This window comes from Variovorax sp. VNK109, assembly GCF_049445855.1.
Taxonomy (GTDB): domain Bacteria; phylum Pseudomonadota; class Gammaproteobacteria; order Burkholderiales; family Burkholderiaceae_C; genus JAGOCV01.
This window is the reverse complement of the sequence record NZ_JBMSDV010000007.1, coordinates 40,377-55,754: the sequence shown is the minus strand read 5'-3', so window position 1 is coordinate 55,754 and position 15,378 is coordinate 40,377. Positions and strand designations below refer to the sequence as shown.

Below are 15,378 nucleotides of genomic sequence, written 5' to 3'. Positions count from 1 at the left end.
CGGGGCATTGTTGCCGCGCGGGCTCCAGGCAGCCATAGCTGCGCGTTTATGAACGGTATTTGGTTCGCGACGCACGCGAACGCAGGTCAGCGCACGACGCTGAGGTAGGCGCGGGCGGCCTCGCGCAGTTCACGCGCTTGATGGGGATTCAAACCGGCGCGGGCTTCGGCGCTTTCGAGGAGCGAACGGGCCACGCTCTGGCGACGGGCTGCGGCAGGGCGCAGGAACTGGGAAATCCGGGCGATGAGGGCAAACATGATGGGTGCGCCTGGGGCGCGTTGTTGGGATGAAAGAAGAATAAGGGTTTTCCCTAGATCATCAAGGGCGACTTCATGCGCTTCATGCATAACGTCGGGAGCGGCGCTTCATAACCCGGCGGGAACAGTCCGGCTGCGCCTCTAAACTCGGGCCTCAGACCTCGCCCCATGAAGCTCCAACTCCTGTCCGACCTGCATCTGGAAACGCAACCCGGCTTCATTGCCGAGCCGGCGCCGCAGGCCGATCTGCTCGTGCTGGCCGGCGACATCGGCTCCTACCAGTACGGCTCGCGCCTGGGCGACGCCGATTTCGGCCTGCGCCAGTTCTCGCCCCTGCCCCAGTACGGCGGCTGGCCGGTGCCGGTGCTTTACGTACCCGGCAACCACGAATACGACGCCCTCGATTTCGACGAAACCCACGTGCGCCTTCGCCAGACCTGCGACCGGCTGGGCATCACGTGGCTGGAGCGCGAGTCGCTGGTGATCGACGGTGTGCGCTTCATCGGCACCACGCTCTGGAGCGATTTCGACGCGCTGGCGGCCGAAGGTTCTCTGGCATCACGGCTCAAGGCGCGCGAGAAGGCCTTCCGCGCCGCCAACTTCTACCTGCGCACCACCGGGGGGACGCGGCATGGCAAGCCCTGGCTGGCCGAAGGCGTGCGCGAACAGTGCCAGGTCTGCCGCGACTGGCTCGAAGCGGCGCTGCGCGAACCGTTCGAAGGCTCGACGGTAGCGGTCACCCACTTCGCGCCCAGCCTGCGCAGCATGGACCCGCGCTACGGCCTGACACCGGGCACCGCAGGCTTCTGCAACAGCCATGACGACCTGCTTGCCCACGCCCAGCTCTGGCTCCATGGCCACCTGCATGCGCCCAGCCTCTACGAGCATCTCGGCTGCCGCGTCGTCGCCAACCCGCTCGGCTATGCCGGCAAGGGCGAGCAGGACGCCTTCCGGCCACGCGCCGTGATCGAGGTTCCGGCCAGGCAACCCGCCCCGGGTTGACTCAGGTCAAGGGGCGCAGCGGCCCCGCGGCCTAGACTTGCTTCACTCAACAAGGAAGGGGTATCGCATGAAGATCCTGCTGGCTGCCGACGGCAGCAAATTCACCAAGAAGATGCTGGCCTATCTGGCCACGCACGACGAGATGTTCGGCGGCGGGCACGAATTCACCGTGTTCACTGCGCTGACGCCGTTGCCCCCGAGAGCGGGGCTGGCACTCGGCAAGAAGGTCGTGGACGACTACCACGCCGAAACCGCCGGGAAAGTGTTGGCACCGATCCTGAAGTTCATGGGCCGTCACGGCATGGAGGCCCGCTCGGCCTACAAGGTCGGCCCCACCGGCGAGACCATCGCCAAGTTCGCCGACAGCGGCAAGTTCGACCTGGTGGTCATGGGCTCCCACGGCTGGGGTGCGCTGGGCAGTCTGGTGCTGGGTTCCGTGGCCACGCAGGTCCTGGCACGCAGCAAGGTGCCGGTCCTGCTGGTGCGCTGAAGCCGGCTTCAGCGGGCGCGCAGGCCGTCGAAGCAGGTGCGCAGCACCAGGTCGACGATCTGCTCGTCCGAATGCTGGCCGCCTGCCTTGAGGAACTCGAGCACCGGGTCGCAGGCACGCGCATACAGGGTGTAGAGCACGGCGATGGGCGGCAGGGCGGCGTCGATGGCGCCATCTGCCTGCGCCTGCTCGATCCAGCCGCCTAGCTGGTCGCTCACCATCATCAGCCCGTCGATGTACTCGCGGTTGGCCATGAGCGCCGCCCGCAGCACCGAATTCTGGCTCGGCAGGGTCGGCATCTCGCCCGCCAGCTGGACCTGCATGGCCCAGCGGACGACGGAACGCAACTTCTCCAGCGCAGACAGGTCGGCAGGAATGCTGTCGAGATAATCCTGCGTCCGCCCGAGCACGCGCACCATGGCGGCGGCGGCCAAGTCTTCCTTGCTGGGAAAATGCTTGTAGAGGCTGGCCTTGGCGATACCCACGGCTGCGGCCACCTCGTCCACGGTCATCGCGTCGAACCCCTTCTCTGCAAGGAAGCGGTTGACGGTCGTGATGATTGCATCCTCCCGCGCGCGCAGCATCTGCTGCTTGAATGAAATCTTTGCTGGGGCGACGGCGGTATTCATATTTGCATTTTATTCCGATTGCGTCGGAATTCAAATGTCTTGTATTTTTTATTACTAACCAGTCTAGAATTGACCAAACGGTTGGACACAATTCTCCATTGCATGCTTTTTGCTTCTTGTTATCGTCACCTCACTCCGAAATGTGGGAGTTCGCCATGAAAAGTGTGTGGATGAACGTTCTTGCCTGGGTCGCTGCGGTCGCGGCGGCTTTGTCACTGGCGTTTGCTTCGCCGAGTGAAAGCTCGGTCATGGGCAAGCTGCCGATGGTGGTGGCGCAGCCGGCCAACCGCCAGCCGGTCCGGCTTCCCGCCGAACTGCCTGCAGAGCGTACGCTGGCCGTCCTCACCTTCAGCAAGAACCACCGGGAAAGCGCCGAGGAATGGATCAACGGCCTGCAGTTGCGTGACGCGCCCGGAATCCGATGGATCCGCATGCCGGTGATCGAGGATCCAGGCAGCGATTCGCACCGTGCCGAAGTGCAGGCGCGCCTGCTCTCGCGCTACAGCCAGGCCAGTGACATCGCGACGCTGTGGCCGGTGTTCACCAAGCGTGACGAGTTCCTCCGTGCCGCCGCCGTTGCCAGCACCGACGCCGTGCAGGTCCTCGTGCTCAACCGCTACGGCGACATCCTCGCGCGCGCCGAAGGCGCATTCGATGCCGACAAGGCGATCGCGTTGCGCGAAACCCTGCTTTCGCAGGACATGTAGTCCGCACGCTGCTGCCGCTCATTCGAGTGGCAGCACTTCCTCACGACCCAGCGAGAAGTAGAACGTCGCGCCCTGCCCGGGCGACGATTGCGCCCAGATCCGCCCGCCGTGGCGCTTGATGATGCGCTGCACCGTGGCCAGGCCGATGCCCGTGCCCGGAAAGTCGGTGGCCGCGTGCAGACGCTGGAATGCGCCGAACAGCTTGCTCGCATGCGCCATGTCGAAGCCCGCGCCGTTGTCGCGCACGAAGATCACCATTTCGCCTTCGCTGCCGGTTTCCATGCCGACATGGATGCTCGGGCTGCTGGCGTTCCACGTGAACTTCCACGCGTTGGACACGAGGTTCTCCATGACTTGCCGCAGCAACCGGGGATCGCCACGCGCGATCAGGTTGTCGTCCACCGTGAATTGCACCGTGCGTGCGGGATCGCGCTCGCGCAATGCTGCGACCACCTGCTGCGCGAGATCACCGAAGTCCACCTCTTCGTCACGCATGCTCGCGCGCGAGATCTGTGCGAGCAGCAGCAGGCCTTCGATGAGCTCGCCCATCTGCCGTGTGCCGTTGCGGATGCGCGTGAGGAAGTGCATCTGGCGTTCGTCGGCCGTGGTCTTGATCGAACGCTCCAGCAGGTGGCTGAATCCATCGATGGCATTGAGCGGCGTGCGCAGGTCATGCGAGACGGAGTACGAGAACGCCTCGAGTTCCTTGTTGGCCGCGACCAGCTGTGCCGTGCGCTGCTGGACCCGATGCTCGAGCTCGACATTCAGGCGCAGGATCTGGTCGCGCGCCCGCTTGCGCTCGCGGATGTCGGTGTTGATGGCCAGCACGCTGCTCGGGTTGCCCTGCTCGTCACGCACCAGCGTCCAGCGGCCTTCGACCGCCAGCGGCGTGCCGTCGCGCGCGATCTGCGAGAGCTCGCCGGTCCACTCGCCCTGCTCCAGCAGCACCTGCATGACGTCGTTGTACTGACGGACGTCGGCATAGATGAGGTCGTGCAGTTCGCGGCCAAGGGCTTCTTCCGACGTCCACCCGTACAGGCGCTCGGCGCCCTTGTTCCAGTAACGGATGCTCGGGTTCTCGACCGTGCGCACGATGATCGCGTCCTGCGCCCGATCGAGCAGCGACGCCTGTTCGGCCAGTTGCGTATTGGCCGCGCGGATGACGTTCTCGATGCGCTTCTGTTCGGCGCGCGTGCGCAGGCTGGTGATGCCGTAAGCGAGGTTGGCCACCAGTTCCTGCAGCAGCTTCACTTCTTCCCAGCGCGTCTTGTGCACGTTGGGCGAGAACAGCACGAGCATGCCGAAGGTGCGCCGCCCGTCGTGCAACGGCAGGCTGATGAGGCTGCGATAGCCGCGTGCAAAGGCCTGCGCACGCCAGAACATGCCGGCCGCGTCGTTCATGATGTCTTCGCAGATGACGACGTGGCCGCTGCGGATCGTGCGGCCCGCCGGGCCCTGGCCGCGCGGGTCGTCCTCGGCCCAGCTGAGCGACACCTCGGAGAGGTAGCCGAGCTCCTGGCCGGCCCAGGCCATCGGCGTGATGCTGCGGCCCACGTCTTCCGCGGCATAGCCGACCCACGCCATCTGGTAGCCGCCGATGTTCACTGCCAGGCGGCAGATTTCCAGCAGCAGGTGCTGTTCATCTTCGGCACGCACCAGCGCCTCGTTGCCGCGGCTGAGCATCTGCAGCGCGCGGTTGGTGTGCAGCAGGTCCAGGTCGGCCTGCTTGCGCGGCGTGATGTCGCGCGCCGTGCCCACGACCCGATCGACTTCGCCGGACGCGTTGGGGACGGGGTAGGAGTGATCGTGCACCCAGCGCACGCTGCCATCGGGCCGGATCACGCGGTATTGCATGTCGCTCATGCGCTGCGCGCCCTGCGCGCGCATGGCCAGCGCCTGCTCCCTGTCATCCGGATGGATGGAAGCAGCGAAGGAGTTCGGGTTCTCCATCAGGCTCGCACAACTGCGGCCCCACAGCGTTTCGTACGCCGGGCTCACGTACATGATGCGATTGGTGCGCGGGTCGAAGCTGTAGAACACGTCCTGGATGTTCTCGGCGAGTTCGCGAAAGCGCGCCTCGCTGTCGCGCAACGCATCTTCTGCAGCGGACCGTTCCACCGCCAGGCGCAGGAGCCGCGTGGCGATTTCCACCAGTTCGTATTCGCGCGCGTTGGGCCGGTGCGCGAAGCGGCGGTACACCGCGAACGTGGCCAGCAAGCCGCCGTCCGCACCGGTCACCGGCGTGGACCAGCAGGACACCACGCCCGCCTCGGCCGCAGGCTGGCGCCAGCGCTCCACCAGCGGATCGGTGTCGATGTTTTCCACCACCACGGGCTGCCGCCTGAAGGCAGCCGTGCCGCAGACGCCGCTGCCCTCGCCCACGGCCAGTCCATCGATGAGGAAGTTGAATTCGGCCGGCAGGCTGGGTGCGACGCCCTGCCACAACGCACCGTCGCGATGCAACAGGATGGAGCACATCGCATCGGGGTCCTGGTCCTCGATGAGGCGCACGATGGCATCGAGCGAGAGCTTGAGCACGGTGCCGCTGGCGATGAGTTCGAGCACATGTTCCTGCCCGCGCGCGAACTCCTCGGCCGCGCGGCGCTCGGAAATGTCGGTGACCACCACGAGGCCGCCGATCAGACGGTCCTCGTTGTCCAGCAGCGGCCGCACGTTCATGCTGAGCATGCGGTCGCCGGAGCCGTCGCGACGGGCCGCCAGTTCATAGCGGTCCACGTTTTCGCCGAGGATCGCGCGCACGAGCGGGCGCGCCTGCGGCGCGAGCGGACCCCAACCGTCGGGCGCTTGCAGTTCGTGGCCGAGCGTCCAGGCCGTGAGCGGCTCGCCCGTCGAGTCCTGGCTGAACAGGCGCTTGGCAGCCGCGTTGAACAGCAACAGGCGGCCCTGCGTGTCGGCGGCCACCACACCTTCGCTCATGTTGTTGATGATCAGGTCAAGCAGGGCGTGCTCTTTTTCGACATTGCGCAGCATCGCGTCGAGTTCGTCACGCCGGATCTCCAGCGCCTGCGCCATGACATTGAACGCACCGCCCAGTTGCGTGAGTTCACTGGCGGGGTGACGGCCGTCCAGCGCCACGCGCGCCCCCAGGTCGCCACGCGCCAGCGCATGCGCCTTGTCCAGCATGGCGCGCGCAGGGCCCACCATCATCCGTTCGCCGATCCACCAGGCCGCGAGGCCGCCGACGAGGGCGGTGAGCAGCAGCACGGCAAGCTGCAGCACCAGCCCGGTGATGACGGGTGCCACGATGGCATCGCGCGGCACGCTCACCGCGATGAAGAAGTTCGTTTCCCCCGCATCGTGCGCACGGGCAAAGGCCCATTCCCGGCGGTGGCCGTCGGCGTCGATGGACTGGGCGCGGCCGGTGCGCTTTTCCTGCAGCGCGGACAGCACCACGGCGTCCTGCATCTTCTGGCCGATCAGGTCGGGCCTGGGCGGGTAGGCCGCCAGGATGGTGCCATTGCGGTCCATGACCAGCGTTTCGCCTTCCTCGACGCGTGGAATGGAGATCAATGCATTGCCCAGCGCCTCCACGCCGAGTGACGCGTAGACGACGCCCTGGAGCGTGCCGGCGCCGTCGTGGACCGGCGCGGCGAACATCACCACGCGACGACCGCTGCGCGTGAGCTGGTGCGACCCCATCATGAAGCGGTTGGCATCCAGCAGTCGTTGCAGGCTGGGCAGGCTCTCGGCAGGAATGGGGAGCCGGGCATCGACCGCATTGCACACGAGCTCGCGTTCGGGCGACACGAGCCCCATGGTGGTGTAGATGGGGTACTGGGTCAGCAGGCTGCGGAAGTAGCTCATGCAGACCTGCGGGCTCGAATCACGGATGGCGGGCGCGCTACCCACGGCCTCGATCAGGTTGCGCGTGCGGTCCAGCAGGCGGTCCTGCGCGGCGGCGGCCAGCTGGGCCTGCGACAGCAGCTGCGCCCGCGCACTGCCCAGCGCATCCTGCTGGTTCTGCCACGCCATCCAGGCCACGAGCGCGAAGACCGGTGCAAGCGCGACCAGCACCAGCATGACGAGACGGGCACGCAGCCCCAGCCCACGAATCACGACAACAACCCCCCGGCTTCAACGGCCGTATGCCTATGCGGGGGCAGCATACACGGACGCGCCCGTCAGCGCTGTACCGGCCGCCGCCGTGAGCGCATCGCTCAACGCGTTCAGCACCTCCGACTCCAGGTTCCAGCAATGCCAGTACAGCTGCACCGGCACCGAGTGGGCAGGTGCGAGGTTGACCAGCTGTCCGTCCGTGATGAGTCCGCGCACCAGCAGTTCGGGCACCACACTCACCCCCCAGCCCGCCAGCACCGCACGCACCTGCCCTTCGGAGCTCGGCACGAACAGGTGATGGAGCGCGACGCGCTTCAGGCCGAACGCACGGCTGACGAACTCGGCCTGCATGTCGTCCTTGCGGTTGAACGCGACGAAAGGCAGCTCGCGGAAGTTGTGCGCGGTGAGGCCGCGCGGGCAATGCGCCTGCGCAAAGCCGGGGGAGGCCACGGCCACATAGTCCATCGCGCCCAGCGCCACCAGCTTGCAACCCCGCAGCGCCTGCTTGAGCGTGGTGATGCAGCCCAGCACCTGGCCCGAGCGCAACCACTCGTGCGTGAAGTCCTGGTCGTCCGTGATGATCTCCAGCGGCAGTCCGTCGCGGACAAGCTCGCCCAGCGCGGGCAGCGCCCACGTGGCGATGCTGTCGGCGTTGATGGCGATGGAAATGCGCTCTTCCTCACGCGAGCCGCCCAGGGAACTGGGCGCGAGTTCGCGCAGGTCGCGCTCCAGATCGGCGCGCAGCAGGCGCAACTGCTTGGTGTGCTTGAGCAGCAGCAGGCCGGCTCCGGTGGCCTTGAGCGGCCGGCTGCGCACGATGAGCACCGTTCCCACCTGCGCCTCGAGTGCGCGCAGGCGCTGCGAGACGGCAGACTGGGTGATGGACAGGCGCTGGGCCGCACGCTCGAAACCGCCTTCCTCCACGATGGCGGCCAGGCACTCCAGGGCGTCCGGATCGAATGTACTCATATTAGATATTCTGATGTTTTCACTGATAGTTTAATTTCCCTGTTCATGAAAAGGCAATTGGAAGACACTCGCCGGATCATGAAAGTCATCGTTCTTGGCGCAGGCATCATCGGTGTGAGTACGGCGTGGCATCTGCTGGAGCGGGGCCACGATGTGATCGTGGTCGAACGCCAGCCAGACGCCGCACTGGAAACCAGTTTTGCCAACGCGGCACAGATTTCCGTGAGCTACTGCGAGCCCTGGGCCAATCCGCAAGCGCCGGGCAAGCTGCTCAAGTGGATGTTCCGCAACGATGCACCATTGTTGTTCCGTCCCCAGCTGGACTGGCACCAATGGCAATGGGGCCTGCAATTCCTGAGCCAGTGCACCGACGCCGCCTTCGTGCGCAACGTGCAGCAGATCGTGGCGCTGGGCAATTACAGCCACGCCGCGCTGAAGGACGTGGTGCGCGCCACCGGCATCGACTACAACCGGCTCGAGCGCGGCATCGCGCATTTCTACACGGACGAAAAGTCATTCGCATCCGCTGGCGAAGCCGCTGCGCTCATGGGGCGCTTCGGCGTGGAGCGCCGCGTGGTCAGCCGCGAGGAACTGCTGAACATCGAGCCCGCGTTCCGCAACTTCGGCGATCGCATCGTCGGCGGCACCTACACGCGCAGCGACGAAAGCGGTGACGCACGCGTCTTCACGCAGGCACTCGCAAAGCTGTGCGAGGCGCGTGGCGCGAAATTCCTCTACGGCCGCGACATCGAACGGCTCGAAAGCGCCGGTGGCGAGATCTCCGCCGTGGCCGTGCGCGACCGCGCGACGGGTGGCCTGCTGCACATGAAGGCCGACGCCTTCGTCGCGGCCTGCGGCTCGTGGACCGCGCCACTGCTGCGCAAGGTCGGCGTGCGCCTTCCCATCTACCCCGGCAAGGGCTACAGCGCCACGTTCAGGCTGAAACGGCCGGAACTCGCGCCCTATGTTTCGTGCATCGACGACGAAGTGAAGTGCGCGATGAGCCGCCTGGGCGACACGCTGCGCGTGGCCGGCACCATCGAGGTCGGCGGCTACGACCTGTCGCTGGACACGCCGCTGGCCAGGGCGCGCTGCCAGATGCTGGTCGACCGCATCGAGAAGGTGCTGCCCGGTGTCTGCGACACGAGCGAGCCCAACTTCTGGACCGGCCTGCGCCCCGCGACGCCGACCAACATTCCCTTCATCGGCCGCACCCGCGTCGGCAAGCTCTGGGTGAATGCGGGCCACGGCACGCTGGGCTGGACGCATGGCGCGGGCTCGGGCAAGGCCATGGCCGAACTCATCAGTGGCGAGCAGCCGTCGATGGCGTTCGACTTCCTGGGCTTCGACACGAACCCGGGAACTCTGGCGTCAGTGCAGCACGCGCGGAAGCGCCAGGAAGTTGAGCACCAGCCCGTCGAAGTCGTCCGGTGACTCCAGGTTCTGCAGGTGACCGACGCCTTTGAGTTCGAGGTACGTGCTGCCGGCGATGTCCTGCGCCATCTTCTTCATCGAAGCCGGCGGCGTCTCGCGGTCGTGTTCCCCCGCCATCAGCAGTGTGGGCACGCGGATGTCGAGCAGCGCGGCCTGCCGGTCGAAAGTGGACATGGCCTCCACCGCCTTGCGGTAAGCGGACGCGTTGACATGCGCCATGCAATGCGTGGCCAGCTGCACGCCTTCCGGCAGCGCAGCCGGCCCGACCATGCGCGGCACCAGCGTCTGGGCCAGCGTGGTCATGTCGTTGCCGGCATCCAGCGGCGCGACGCTGCGTGTCACGAACTCATCGCGCAGCGCCTGTGACACCCGGCCATCTGCGTCGCGACCGAAGGTGCTGGCAGTCCCGCAGAGGATGAGCCGGTCCACCAGTTCGGGCCTGCGGGCCACGACTTCCTGTGCGACCATGCCGCCGATGTCGTGGCCCAGCAGCGTCACGGTGCCGCAACGCAGGCCGTCGATGAGCGCGATGCAGCTTTGCGCCAGGGCCTTGAAGTTGTAGGGCTCCACAGGTGCGCTGCGCCCGTAGCCCGGCATGTCCCACGCCACGGCGCGGTAGCCGGATGCCGCGAAGGTCTCGACCTGCGGGGCGAACGCACGATGCCCACCGCCGATGCCGTGCAGCATGAGGATGGTGGGGCCGGCGCCGAGGGTGGTGAAGAGAGGCAGTCGACTCATGGGGCTGATGGCGAAAGCTTATTATCGACGTGCTCCCCGGACAACACCCAAAAGCATCATCTGCCCGTGCCTCCGCCCGATCGCGCCCAACCCCCTTCGTTCTCCCCGCAGGAATTCCGTGCGGCGTTGGGCATGTTCGCCACGGGCGTCACCATCGTCACGGCACGCACGGCCAGCGGCGAACTCGTGGGGCTGACGGCCAATTCGTTCAACTCCGTTTCGCTCGATCCGCCCCTGGTGCTGTGGAGCCTGGCGCGCGTGGCCGGCTCGATGCCGGTGCTGAGCACCGGCTCGCACTACGCCATCAACATCCTCGCCGCGAGCCAGCGCACGCTGGCCGAACGCTTTGCCAGCAAGGGCGCGGACCGCTTCGAGGGCGTGGCGTTCACCGACGGCATCGGCGGCGCGCCTCTTCTGGCAGGTGCGGTGGCCTCCTTCGAATGCTTCAACCGCAGCCGCTACGAGGAAGGTGATCACGTCATCTTCGTCGGTGAAGTGGAGCGCTGCACGCACCAGCCGGGAGCCACGCCGCTGCTGTTCCACGGCGGCAGGTTCTACGCGGAGCTGCCGCTGTAGACATCACGAGACAACATGACCCAGAGAAAAACCGAACTCGACACCTTCGCCATCACCCTGCTCGTTGCCTGCTGCATGTTCTGGGGGCTGCAGCAGATCCTCATCAAGAGCATCGTCACGGAAGTACCGCCGCTGTGGCAGGCGACGATGCGCTTCGTCGGGGCGACGGCCTTGCTCATGGGCTGGTGCGCGTGGCGCGGCATCCGGCTCTTCGAGAAGGACGGCACGCTGCCCGGCGGCCTGCTCACCGGCTCGCTCTTCCTGGCCGAATTCACCTGCATCTACCTCGGCCTGCGCGACACCACGGCCTCGCGCCTGACGGTGTTCCTCTACACATCGCCCTTCATCGTGGCGCTGTTGCTGCCGCGTTTCATTCCCACCGAGCGCCTGCGCGGCTGGCAATGGGTGGGATTGGTGCTGGCGTTCTGCGCCGTGGCGTTCGCCTTCAGCGAAGGCTTTTCGCACACGACCGCACGGCAGTTGCGCGGCGACGCGCTGGCATTGCTCGGCGGCGCGTGCTGGGGCCTGAGCACCATCGTCATACGCACCACGAAGATGGCAACGGCCAGCGCCGAGAAGGCGCTGTTCTACCAGATCGCCGTGACGGCGGCGGGCTCGCCGCTGATCTCGCTCGCGCTGGGCGAGAAGTGGTCGTTCAGCTATTCGGGCTGGGCCTGGACCTCGCTCGGGCTGCAGACCTTCATCGGTGCGTTCGCGAGCTACCTCGCCTGGATGTGGATGATCCGCCACTATCCGGCGACCAAGGTGTCGTCGTTCGTGTTCCTCACGCCCGTCTTCGGGCTGATCTGCGGCGTGCTGTTCCTCAAGGAACCGTTGACGGTGCAGCTCGTGCTGGCGCTGGCCGCCGTGGCGGTGGGCATCGTGCTGGTGAACCGCAAGCCGGCCGCCTGAGCGGCTTCCTTCAGATCACTTTCTGCGCACGCAATTGCGCGATGCGCGCGGCGTCGAAGCCGAGTTCGCCCAGCACTTCGTCGGTGTGCTGCCCCAGCGCGGGCGGCGCGCGGTCCAGCACCGGCGGTGTGGCGGTCAGGCGCAGCGGGCTTGCCACGCCGTCGATGGTCTTCACACCGTCGCCCGCGTCACGCGGCAGGCTCACGCACAGGCCGCGCGCCTTCACCTGCGCATCGTCGAATGCCTGCGCGATGTTGTTGATCGGGCCGCAGGGCACGGCCTTGTCTTCCAGCAGTTGCACCCATTCGGCCGTGGTGCGTGTGCGTGTGACGGCCTCCATCGCAGGAATGAGATCGGTGCGGTGCTTCACGCGCAGCGTGTTGGTGGCATAGCGCGGATCGGTTGCCCATGCATGCTGGCCCGCCGCTTCGCAAAAGCGCGCGAACTGCCCGTCGTTGCCGATGGCCAGCAGCATCGCGCCGTCGGCCGTCGGAAAGTCCTGATAAGGCGCCAGGCTCGGGTGCGAGTTGCCCTGCCGGCTCGGCGGCTTGCCGGTGTTCAGGAAGGCCGAGCCCTGGTTGGCGAGGATGGCCATGCCCACGTCGAGCAGCGACATGTCGATGTGCTGGCCTTCGCCCGTGCGGTTGCGCACTTCCAGCGCTGCAAGGATCGCGGTCGACGCATACACACCGGTGAACAGGTCGGTCAGCGCCACGCCCACGCGCAGCGGGCCGCCGCCGGGCTGGTCGTCCGCGCGGCCGGTGATGCTCATCATGCCGCTCATGGCCTGGATCATCAGGTCGTAACCCGCACGCTCGGCATACGGACCATCCTGCCCGAAACCGGTGACCGAGCAGTAGATGAGGCGCGGGTTCACCACCTTCAGGCTCGCGTAGTCGAGCCCGTAGTGCGCGAGGCCCCCGACCTTGAAATTCTCCACCAGCACGTCGCTCTGCGCCGCCATCTGCCGGATGATCGCCTGCCCCTCGGGCGTGGCCATGTCCAGCGTGATCGAGCGCTTGTTGCGGTTGCAGGCCGTGAAGTAGGTCGCCTGCGTCGTGTCGTTGCCGTCCGCGTCCTTGAGGAACGGAGGCCCCCAGTGCCGCGTGTCGTCACCCGCGCCCGGGCGCTCCACCTTCACCACGTCGGCGCCGAGATCCGCCAGGATCTGCGTGCACCACGGTCCCGCGAGCACGCGGGAGAGATCGAGCACCTTGATATGCCCGAGAGCAGGAGAGGACTTTGAGTCAGGCATGACTGTGAGAGGAGGTTAAAAGCCAGGGCGCCGAAGGCGCTTCGGGGGTGGTCAATTGAATGCGGCGATGCCCGTCTGTGCACGGCCCAGGATCAGCGCGTGCACGTCGTGCGTGCCTTCGTAGGTGTTCACCACTTCGAGGTTCACCAGATGGCGCGCCACACCGAATTCGTCGCTGATGCCGTTGCCGCCCATCATGTCGCGCGCCAGGCGTGCGATGTCCAGCGCCTTGCCACACGAGTTGCGCTTGATGATGGAGGTGATCTCCACCGCCGCCGTGCCCTCGTCCTTCATGCGGCCCACGCGCAGGCAGGCCTGCAGGCCCAGGCTGATTTCCGTCTGCATGTCGGCCAGCTTCTTCTGGACGAGCTGGTTGGCCGCGAGCGGTCGGCCGAACTGCTTGCGGTCCAGCGTGTACTGGCGCGCGGTGTGCCAGCAGAACTCGGCCGCGCCCAGCGCGCCCCAGGCAATGCCGTAGCGCGCGCTGTTCAGGCACGTGAACGGGCCCTTCAGGCCCTGCACTTCGGGGAACGCGTTTTCTTCGGGCACAAACACGCCGTCCATCACGATCTCGCCGGTGATCGACGCACGCAGGCCCACCTTGCCATGGATCGCCGGCGCGGAGAGGCCCTTCATGCCCTTCTCGAGCACGAAGCCGCGGATCGGGCCGACCTGGCCGCCTTCGCTGACTTCCTTGGCCCAGACGACGAACACGTCGGCGATCGGGCTGTTCGTGATCCACATCTTGCTGCCCTTGAGCTCGTAGCCGCCCGCGACTTTCTTTGCGCGCGTCGCCATGCTGCCGGGGTCGGAGCCGTGGTCGGGCTCGGTCAGGCCGAAGCAGCCAACCCATTCGCCGCTGGCGAGCTTGGGCAGGTACTTCTGCTTCTGCGCTTCGGTGCCGAATTCATGGATCGGCACCATCACGAGCGACGACTGCACGCTGGCCATGGAGCGGTAGCCGGAGTCCACACGCTCGATCTCGCGCGCGATCAGGCCGTAGGCCACGTAGTTCAGACCGGGGCCGCCGTACTGCTCGGGAATGGTGGGGCCCAACAGGCCGAGTTCGCCCATTTCGCGGAACACCGACACGTCCGTCTTTTCTTCACGGAAAGCCATCAGCACGCGCGGCTGCAGCTTGTCGCGGCAATAGGCAGCAGCGGCGTCGCGGATCATGCGCTCGTCTTCGGTGAGTTGCGCGTCGAGGAGAAAGGGGTCGTCCCAATGGAAAGAGGCTTTGGCCATGGTGGAGGTCTTTCGGAAGGAAAAAGGTTGCGGGGATCGTACGCGCGCGTGCCGCCAGCCGCAAACGCTGATTGGGAACCCAGATATGCGCCATTCACATATCTTGTATGCTGCCTGACCAGCTTCTGCGCGGGCAATCCGCCCTGCCAGATGCGCATGGAGTGCATACATGAGACGCCGGATTCCCCCGCTCGACACCCTGCTCTGTTTCGACGCCGCCGCGCGCCACGAGAGTTACACACGCGCAGCGCAGGAGCTGTCGCTGACGCAAAGCGCCGTATCGCGCCGCGTCGCCGCGCTCGAGGAATTCCTGGGCGTGCAGGTGTTCCGGCGCACACGTCACGGCGTTGCGCTCACGGCCAGCGGCGCGGCGTATGCGAAGCAGATGGCGCGCCGTCTGGCTGCCATGGAGCGTGACACGCTCGACGCGATGGCCAGACAGGGCGAAAGCGGCGGCGCCATCACGCTGGCCGCCGTGCCAACGTTCGCCTCGCGCTGGCTCCTGCCACGCCTGCCGGCGTTCAACGCGCAGCATCCCGACATCACGATCCATATCGAGACGAGCACGCGGCCTTTCCTTTTCGCCGACACCGACTTCGACGCCGCACTCTATGCGGGCACGAAGGCGCAGGTGGCGAGCTGGGCCGGCACGCGCGCGCAGTGGCTGATGAACGAGGAGGTCGCGCCCGTCTGCAGCCCGGCACTGCTGCCGCGCGGCAAGTCCGTGAGCCCGGCGGCGCTCGCGCGCCTGCCCTTGTTGCAGCAAAGCACGCGGCCCGACACCTGGGCCACATGGTTCGACGCACACGGCGTGGACGCGCCGCTCGCGCGCTCGGGTCCGCGCTACGAACTGTTTTCCCTGGCCACCGCTGCTGCGCGTCACGGTCTGGGTATCGCACTCGCGCCCGTACTGCTGGTGCAGGACGAACTTGCGCGTGGCGACCTCGTCATCGCCTGCGGCAAGCCGGAGCCGAGCGAACGAGCGTATTACCTCGTGACGCCGGACGCGGGGGAGAACGGTGCAGGCACGGACAAGGCCGTCGATGTGTTCGGCAATTGGCTGGCGCAGGAGAGCGCGCGCCGCTGA

14 protein-coding genes are annotated in these 15,378 nt (G+C 66.6%); 7 read left to right on the top strand and 7 right to left on the bottom strand.

The genetic code is table 11. The annotated features are described in order from the left end of the window. Positions 1 to 86: 86 nt before the first annotated feature. Positions 87 to 257: a hypothetical protein gene (locus tag ACO2Q9_RS19615; RefSeq protein ID WP_423313885.1), complete on the bottom strand. Its 171-nt coding sequence runs from the start codon at positions 255 to 257 to the stop codon at positions 87 to 89. 168 nt (positions 258 to 425) lie between these two features. On the opposite strand from ACO2Q9_RS19615, the gene ACO2Q9_RS19610 reads away from it, so the two are divergent. Continuing rightward, positions 426 to 1,259, top strand: coding sequence for a metallophosphoesterase (locus ACO2Q9_RS19610; protein WP_423313883.1), 834 nt, complete (start codon positions 426 to 428; stop codon positions 1,257 to 1,259). Between the two features lie 67 nt (positions 1,260 to 1,326). After that, the gene (locus ACO2Q9_RS19605) at positions 1,327 to 1,749 is read left to right on the top strand and encodes a universal stress protein (protein WP_423313881.1); all 423 of its coding nucleotides are present in this window, start codon (positions 1,327 to 1,329) and stop codon (positions 1,747 to 1,749) included. Positions 1,750 to 1,757: 8 nt separating this feature from the next. Here ACO2Q9_RS19605 and ACO2Q9_RS19600 read toward each other — a convergent pair whose 3' ends face one another. Continuing rightward, positions 1,758 to 2,378, bottom strand: a complete 621-nt coding sequence (locus ACO2Q9_RS19600; protein WP_423313880.1) for a TetR/AcrR family transcriptional regulator — start codon at positions 2,376 to 2,378, stop codon at positions 1,758 to 1,760. 170 nt (positions 2,379 to 2,548) lie between these two features. Between ACO2Q9_RS19600 and ACO2Q9_RS19595 the strand changes: the two genes are divergently transcribed. Then, a complete protein-coding gene (locus ACO2Q9_RS19595; protein ID WP_423313878.1) occupies positions 2,549 to 3,085 on the top strand; it encodes a hypothetical protein in 537 nt (178 codons plus the stop codon). An 18-nt stretch (positions 3,086 to 3,103) separates the two neighbouring features. Here the strand turns inward: ACO2Q9_RS19595 and ACO2Q9_RS19590 are convergent, their stop codons facing one another. Further along, entirely contained in the window at positions 3,104 to 7,162 is a 4,059-nt protein-coding gene (locus ACO2Q9_RS19590; RefSeq protein ID WP_423313876.1) for a PAS domain S-box protein, read from the bottom strand. Positions 7,163 to 7,195: 33 nt separating this feature from the next. Then, positions 7,196 to 8,131 carry a LysR family transcriptional regulator ArgP gene (locus ACO2Q9_RS19585; protein WP_423313874.1) on the bottom strand — a complete coding sequence of 312 codons (936 nt, stop codon included), beginning with the start codon at positions 8,129 to 8,131 and terminating at the stop codon, positions 7,196 to 7,198. Positions 8,132 to 8,209: 78 nt separating this feature from the next. Here ACO2Q9_RS19585 and ACO2Q9_RS19580 point away from each other — a divergent pair, with 78 nt between their 5' ends. After that, entirely contained in the window at positions 8,210 to 9,565 is a 1,356-nt protein-coding gene (locus tag ACO2Q9_RS19580; RefSeq protein WP_423313872.1) for a D-amino acid dehydrogenase, read from the top strand. Here ACO2Q9_RS19580 and ACO2Q9_RS19575 read toward each other — a convergent pair. Beyond that, positions 9,503 to 10,303 carry an alpha/beta fold hydrolase gene (locus ACO2Q9_RS19575; protein WP_423313871.1) on the bottom strand — a complete coding sequence of 267 codons (801 nt, stop codon included), beginning with the start codon at positions 10,301 to 10,303 and terminating at the stop codon, positions 9,503 to 9,505. The genes ACO2Q9_RS19580 and ACO2Q9_RS19575 overlap by 63 nt on opposite strands. Positions 10,304 to 10,369: 66 nt before the next feature. Between ACO2Q9_RS19575 and ACO2Q9_RS19570 the strand changes: the two genes are divergently transcribed. Then, positions 10,370 to 10,879, top strand: a complete 510-nt coding sequence (locus ACO2Q9_RS19570; protein WP_423313868.1) for a flavin reductase family protein — start codon at positions 10,370 to 10,372, stop codon at positions 10,877 to 10,879. A 15-nt stretch (positions 10,880 to 10,894) separates the two neighbouring features. After that, positions 10,895 to 11,791 (top strand): DMT family transporter, encoded by an 897-nt coding sequence (locus ACO2Q9_RS19565; RefSeq protein ID WP_423313867.1) that lies wholly within the window; start codon positions 10,895 to 10,897, stop codon positions 11,789 to 11,791. Positions 11,792 to 11,801: 10 nt separating this feature from the next. Here the strand turns inward: ACO2Q9_RS19565 and ACO2Q9_RS19560 are convergent, their stop codons facing one another. Both ACO2Q9_RS19560 and ACO2Q9_RS19555 read right to left on the bottom strand, forming a co-directional pair. Continuing rightward, entirely contained in the window at positions 11,802 to 13,046 is a 1,245-nt protein-coding gene (locus ACO2Q9_RS19560) for a CaiB/BaiF CoA transferase family protein (RefSeq protein WP_423313865.1), read from the bottom strand. 51 nt (positions 13,047 to 13,097) lie between these two features. Further along, entirely contained in the window at positions 13,098 to 14,291 is a 1,194-nt protein-coding gene (locus tag ACO2Q9_RS19555) for an acyl-CoA dehydrogenase (RefSeq protein ID WP_423313864.1), read from the bottom strand. A 169-nt stretch (positions 14,292 to 14,460) separates the two neighbouring features. On the opposite strand from ACO2Q9_RS19555, the gene ACO2Q9_RS19550 reads away from it, so the two are divergent. Next, positions 14,461 to 15,378 carry a LysR substrate-binding domain-containing protein gene (locus ACO2Q9_RS19550; protein WP_423313863.1) on the top strand — a complete coding sequence of 306 codons (918 nt, stop codon included), beginning with the start codon at positions 14,461 to 14,463 and terminating at the stop codon, positions 15,376 to 15,378.

What these genes read in the sequence shown, in the direction of transcription:
- ACO2Q9_RS19575 (WP_423313871.1), bottom strand. Translation starts at nt 10,303, where the DNA reads ATGAGTCGACTGCCTCTCTTCACCACCCTCGGCGCCGGCCCCACCATC.
- ACO2Q9_RS19605 (WP_423313881.1), top strand. Translation starts at nt 1,327, where the DNA reads ATGAAGATCCTGCTGGCTGCCGACGGCAGCAAATTCACCAAGAAGATG.
- ACO2Q9_RS19595 (WP_423313878.1), top strand. Translation starts at nt 2,549, where the DNA reads ATGAACGTTCTTGCCTGGGTCGCTGCGGTCGCGGCGGCTTTGTCACTG.
- ACO2Q9_RS19585 (WP_423313874.1), bottom strand. Translation starts at nt 8,131, where the DNA reads ATGAGTACATTCGATCCGGACGCCCTGGAGTGCCTGGCCGCCATCGTG.
- ACO2Q9_RS19610 (WP_423313883.1), top strand. Translation starts at nt 426, where the DNA reads ATGAAGCTCCAACTCCTGTCCGACCTGCATCTGGAAACGCAACCCGGC.
- ACO2Q9_RS19580 (WP_423313872.1), top strand. Translation starts at nt 8,210, where the DNA reads ATGAAAGTCATCGTTCTTGGCGCAGGCATCATCGGTGTGAGTACGGCG.
- ACO2Q9_RS19615 (WP_423313885.1), bottom strand. Translation starts at nt 257, where the DNA reads ATGTTTGCCCTCATCGCCCGGATTTCCCAGTTCCTGCGCCCTGCCGCA.
- ACO2Q9_RS19565 (WP_423313867.1), top strand. Translation starts at nt 10,895, where the DNA reads ATGACCCAGAGAAAAACCGAACTCGACACCTTCGCCATCACCCTGCTC.
- ACO2Q9_RS19600 (WP_423313880.1), bottom strand. Translation starts at nt 2,378, where the DNA reads ATGAATACCGCCGTCGCCCCAGCAAAGATTTCATTCAAGCAGCAGATG.
- ACO2Q9_RS19550 (WP_423313863.1), top strand. Translation starts at nt 14,461, where the DNA reads ATGAGACGCCGGATTCCCCCGCTCGACACCCTGCTCTGTTTCGACGCC.
- ACO2Q9_RS19555 (WP_423313864.1), bottom strand. Translation starts at nt 14,291, where the DNA reads ATGGCCAAAGCCTCTTTCCATTGGGACGACCCCTTTCTCCTCGACGCG.
- ACO2Q9_RS19560 (WP_423313865.1), bottom strand. Translation starts at nt 13,046, where the DNA reads ATGCCTGACTCAAAGTCCTCTCCTGCTCTCGGGCATATCAAGGTGCTC.